We start from the raw sequence: 4,261 nt of genomic DNA, 5'->3' as shown, positions 1-4,261 counted from the left end.
GACGCAGAACGCCCAAAACAACATCTATCGCTGAACGGCCCGGCAGACGCGGAGGCGGCCCCGCCACCTCCGCTGCCAACCAGCCACTCAGGAACATTTCAAGTCATTCAGTGAAGCCAAGGAGAACCACCATGCCATCCATCATCGTGCGCGACCTCGCCCTGACCCAAGAACTCGACAGCAAGTCCATGACCGCGGTGCGCGGCGGAAATTCCTGGCTGCAAGGACTGGGCCCGGTGGCCAACGTCAATGTCAACGTCAACCAGAACATCGCCCAGTTGCAAAGCATCAACGTGAACACGCTCAACAACGTCGGCGTGATCGGCTCCGGCTTCGGCCCGCTGAGCATCGACGTCAACCCGTCGCAATGGGCCGCCACCCACGCCAAGGTTTGAACGGCACGTGCCCCCGCATTGTGGAGGCCGCGAGGGTCCCACGGCCGCCTCGTGCGAAGGCACTACCAGGGGGTAAAACTGCAAGAAGGAGAGCGCGCGAAATCGGGGGCTAAGCGGACTTCAAGGTTGCTCCGGGAATGGCTGAAGTGGAAATCCGCGCCAGCGGGAGGGCGCGGTGGTCCAACCCCCCTCTTCCCACGCCGCTCAGGCCTGAACTTGGCTTTCGTCGCCAGCGCCCGGCGGGGTGGCCTCCGCCTGCGCTCGCCCGAGCGCCCGCTCTGTCTCGGACAGTTGCCGGCCGAGCGTGTCGCGCGCGGTCCGGAGCCGTCATAGTGGTCGAATGAGCCCCCGTTCTCCCAGGCAATCGGAATCTGCAGCGGGGTGACGTCACGGCTGCGCGACGCTATCATCGATACGTGTATCGATGACGCGCCATTGCGCGACCGGACAGGCATATGCAACGATGAGAATTGGTTATGTCGCCCAAGAGCCTGATGATGTTTCCCTTGACAAAATGTTCGACGACGTCCGTAGAGGCACTGGCCACGCAGATCCGCCGCCTGAATGCCGGCAAGGTGGTCATTATCGGGTCGATCCACTCAAGGCGCAGGCGCTGAGGGACAAGTTCGCCGCCGACGGCATGGTTGTGAACATGGCCGCAGGGTAAACGGCAAATCGACATTCGGATGATGCTGTTACCCACTTCCATGCGCCAACTCTATATCTGTGCCCTGCTGGTCGGAGGCATCCTGACCAATGCGCCCGCCCATGCGGATTCGTTCCCTGAGCGCCCGGTGCACCTTGTCGTTCCCTTCAGTCCGGGCGGGCTTAGCGATTCAATCGCGCGCATGATTGCAGACAAGCTGCGGCTCAGGCTAGGGCAGCCGGTGGTCATTGAAAACCGCCCCGGCGGGTCCACGCTGATAGGGGCGGAACATGTAGCAAAGGCACCCCCTGACGGCTACACGCTTCTCCTGGGCAGTTCCACCACTTTCTCCATGCTGCCGGCCCTACGGCCACGTCTGCCGATCGCGGCCGAGGACACGTGGGCGCCTGTCGCCATCGTCGGTGAGACCTCCATTGTCGTATCGACCCGCGCGGAGAACGCCACCATTGAGTCGTTCGCCAGCCTGCTGGCGCAAGCGCGCGCGCGGCCTGGCGCGGTCACGTATGGCACCACAGGCCCAGGGACGGCCCCCCACCTTGTGGGAGCGATGATTGCCTCTACCTTCCAAGTGGACATGACGCCTGTAGCCTATCGAGGCAGCATGCAGGTACTTGCCGATGTCATCGGTGGACAAATCGATCTGAGCCTCGATCCCTTTGCCGTTGCCAAACCGCTCATTGATGCCGGCCGGCTGAAACCGTTAGCAATCAGCAGTGCGGCACGGTTGCCTCAGTACAGCGCAGTTCCCACCTTTTCTGAAGTCGGTGTCACCATGTCGAGCGGCGCGTTCTGGTACGGCATAGCCGCCCCTCGCGGTACTCCGCAGAATGTCCTGGGGCGGCTGCGAGTGGAACTGCAGACGGTCCTGCAGAATCCGGAATTTCAGAATACGCTCGCCGAACGAGCTATTTTTGTCGGACATGGCCGCGCCGAGGATTTCCGCCAGCGCGTGCGCGCCGAGATCGCACAGTATCGGCAACTGGCAAGAGACGCGCGAATCAAGCTGGATTAAGCTCCCCCTATCTGGTCCACTTTGGACCGTTTGGGGATCAAGCGCGGTGCTCGTAGCCATCGACCAGCTATACGCCTGCCCTCGATCAGTGCAAGCTGGCCCACAATGCCCCGGCGGAACAGCAGGACGCAAGCGATAAAGATGACGCCCGTCACCATCGTGACCGACTCCCCCAGCGAGCCGAACCACGCGATGCCCGTGGCAGAAGCCAAGAAGCTGCCGATGGCGCCAAGCTTGGTCTCCAGCGCCACGACAACCAAGGCGCCGGCCAACGGCCCTGACAGCGTGCCCAGCCCGCCCACCAGCGTCATCAGGATCACCGAGCCCGACATCGCCCAATGCACGTCGGTCAGCGTGGCAAAGCCCAGCACCAGCGCCTTGATCGACCCGGCCAGCCCTGACAGCGCGGCGGACAGCACGAACGCCATCAGCTTGAAGCGGTCTGTGTCGTAGCCTAGCGAGACGGTGCGCGGTTCGTTCTCCTTGATGGCCTTCAGGATCTGGCCAAACGGGGAATGCACCGTACGCACGATCAGCGCAAACGCGGCCACGATGACGGCCAGCGCCACGTAGTACAGCGTCAGGTCGTCGGCCAGCGGCAGTACGCCGAACAGCTTGCCGCGCGGGATGGCCTGCAGGCCATCCTCGCCGCCCGTGGCTGGCGCTTGCAAGCAGACAAAGAACAGCATCTGCGCCAATGCCAGCGTGATCATCGAGAAATAGATGCCCTGGCGCCGGATCGCCAGCGTCCCCACCACGTAGCCGATCAAGCCGCCGGCCAGCGTCCCCAGCACCATTCCAGCTTCCGGCGTGACGCCCCACACTTTCATGGCATGGCCGGCGGCATAGCCCGCGCCGCCAAAGAAGGCGGCATGGCCGAACGACAGCAGCCCGGTATACCCGACCAGCAGGTTGAAGGCGCAGGCGAACAGCGCGAAGCACAGCACCTTGAGCACAAACACCGGATACGCCCCGGCCATCGGCGCCAGCATCAACGCCACCAGCAGCAATCCATACCACAGCTTCTTCTGCATGCCCCGCTCCTGTCTTGCGTTTCCTGCCTGTCCTGCCTCGCCCGCGGCCACCGCCGCGCCAGTTGGTTGATGCATCATCTCTCTCTCCCGAACAGCCCCGACGGGCGCAGCATCAGTACGATTGCCATGATGAGGAACACCACCGTGGCCGAAGCCTCGGGATAAAACATCTTGGTCAGCCCTTCGATCACGCCCAGGCCAAGGCCGGTCAGGATCGAACCCATGATCGAGCCCATGCCGCCGATCACCACCACGGCGAACACGATAATGATCAGGTTCTGCCCCATCAGCGGCGAGATCTGAATCACCGGCGCCGCCAGCACGCCTGCAAAGGCCGCCAGCGCCACCCCGAAGCCGTAGGTCAGCGTCACCATCAGCGGCACGTTGACGCCGAAGGCCTCGACTATCTTGGGATTCTCGGTGCCCGCACGCAGGTAGGCGCCCAGCCTGGTCTTCTCGATCAGGTACCAGGTGGAGAAGCACACCACCAGCGAAGCGGCCACCACCCAGGCGCGGTAGTTGGGCAGCATCATGAAGCCCAGGTTGGTGGCACCACCCAGTGACTCCGGTGCCGAGTACGGCAGCCCGGACACACCGTAGACCGAACGGAAGATGCCCTCGATCACCAGCGTGATGCCCAGCGTCAGGAGCAAACCGTAGATATGGTCGAGCTTGTAGATCCAGCGCAGCATCGTGCGCTCGATCACGATCCCGATCAGCGCCACCGCCAGCGGCGAGAGCACAAGCATCGCCCAGTAGCCGAGCCCGAGGTAGCTCATGCCCATCCAGGCCAGCACCGCGCCGAGCATGAACAGCGCCCCATGGGCAAAGTTGATGACGTTGAGCAGCCCGAAGATGACCGCCAGGCCAAGGCTCAGCATCGCGTAGAAAGCACCGTTGACCAGCCCCAGCAGCAACTGGGACAGCAAGGCGGGAAGGGGAAAATTCAGTATCGTCATAAAGCGTTCCTCACACCCCCAGCAACTCGTTCAGCACCGGCATCCTGGCCTGCAGCTCCGCGGCCGCGAAGCGCTCGACGATGGTGCCGTGTTCCATCACATAAAAGCGATCGGCCAGCGGCGCGGCGAAGCGGAAGTTCTGCTCCACCATCACCACCGTGTAGCCCTTCTTCTTGAGCATCAGGATCATGCGC

General features: G+C 63.1%; 5 protein-coding genes and 1 pseudogene. 3 read left to right on the top strand and 3 right to left on the bottom strand.

The genetic code is table 11. The annotated features are described in order from the left end of the window. Positions 1 to 131: 131 nt before the first annotated feature. The 3 genes from AC1DN0_RS40425 to AC1DN0_RS40415 all read left to right on the top strand — a co-directional run bounded on the left by AC1DN0_RS40425 (position 132) and on the right by AC1DN0_RS40415 (position 2,074). A complete protein-coding gene (locus AC1DN0_RS40425) occupies positions 132 to 395 on the top strand; it encodes a hypothetical protein (RefSeq protein ID WP_045241194.1) in 264 nt (87 codons plus the stop codon). Positions 396 to 858: 463 nt separating this feature from the next. Beyond that, entirely contained in the window at positions 859 to 1,062 is a 204-nt protein-coding gene (locus AC1DN0_RS40420) for a hypothetical protein (protein WP_441637586.1), read from the top strand. A gap of 19 nt (positions 1,063 to 1,081) precedes the next feature. Further along, the gene (locus AC1DN0_RS40415; protein WP_441637584.1) at positions 1,082 to 2,074 is read left to right on the top strand and encodes a Bug family tripartite tricarboxylate transporter substrate binding protein; all 993 of its coding nucleotides are present in this window, start codon (positions 1,082 to 1,084) and stop codon (positions 2,072 to 2,074) included. On the opposite strand, the gene AC1DN0_RS40410 is transcribed toward AC1DN0_RS40415, so the two are convergent. From AC1DN0_RS40410 to AC1DN0_RS40400, 3 genes and pseudogenes are all read right to left on the bottom strand, one after another. Continuing rightward, positions 2,071 to 3,108, bottom strand: coding sequence for a branched-chain amino acid ABC transporter permease (locus AC1DN0_RS40410; protein ID WP_441637582.1), 1,038 nt, complete (start codon positions 3,106 to 3,108; stop codon positions 2,071 to 2,073). The two genes, AC1DN0_RS40415 and AC1DN0_RS40410, sit on opposite strands and share 4 nt — an antisense overlap. 74 nt (positions 3,109 to 3,182) lie before the next feature. Next, a complete protein-coding gene (locus tag AC1DN0_RS40405; protein WP_441637580.1) occupies positions 3,183 to 4,067 on the bottom strand; it encodes a branched-chain amino acid ABC transporter permease in 885 nt (294 codons plus the stop codon). A gap of 10 nt (positions 4,068 to 4,077) precedes the next feature. Next, a pseudogene (locus tag AC1DN0_RS40400) lies at positions 4,078 to 4,261 on the bottom strand (ABC transporter ATP-binding protein); the annotation flags it as partial.

The sequence above is a fragment of the Cupriavidus sp. 05N39 genome (assembly GCF_056397325.1).
Note: the sequence above shows the minus strand (reverse complement) of the source record. Positions and strands in the feature narration are given on the sequence as shown.

Coding starts and splice junctions, on each gene's coding strand:
- AC1DN0_RS40420 (WP_441637586.1), top strand. CDS start 859: ATGAGAATTGGTTATGTCGCCCAAGAGCCTGATGATGTTTCCCTTGAC.
- AC1DN0_RS40410 (WP_441637582.1), bottom strand. CDS start 3,108: ATGCAGAAGAAGCTGTGGTATGGATTGCTGCTGGTGGCGTTGATGCTG.
- AC1DN0_RS40405 (WP_441637580.1), bottom strand. CDS start 4,067: ATGACGATACTGAATTTTCCCCTTCCCGCCTTGCTGTCCCAGTTGCTG.
- AC1DN0_RS40415 (WP_441637584.1), top strand. CDS start 1,082: ATGATGCTGTTACCCACTTCCATGCGCCAACTCTATATCTGTGCCCTG.
- AC1DN0_RS40425 (WP_045241194.1), top strand. CDS start 132: ATGCCATCCATCATCGTGCGCGACCTCGCCCTGACCCAAGAACTCGAC.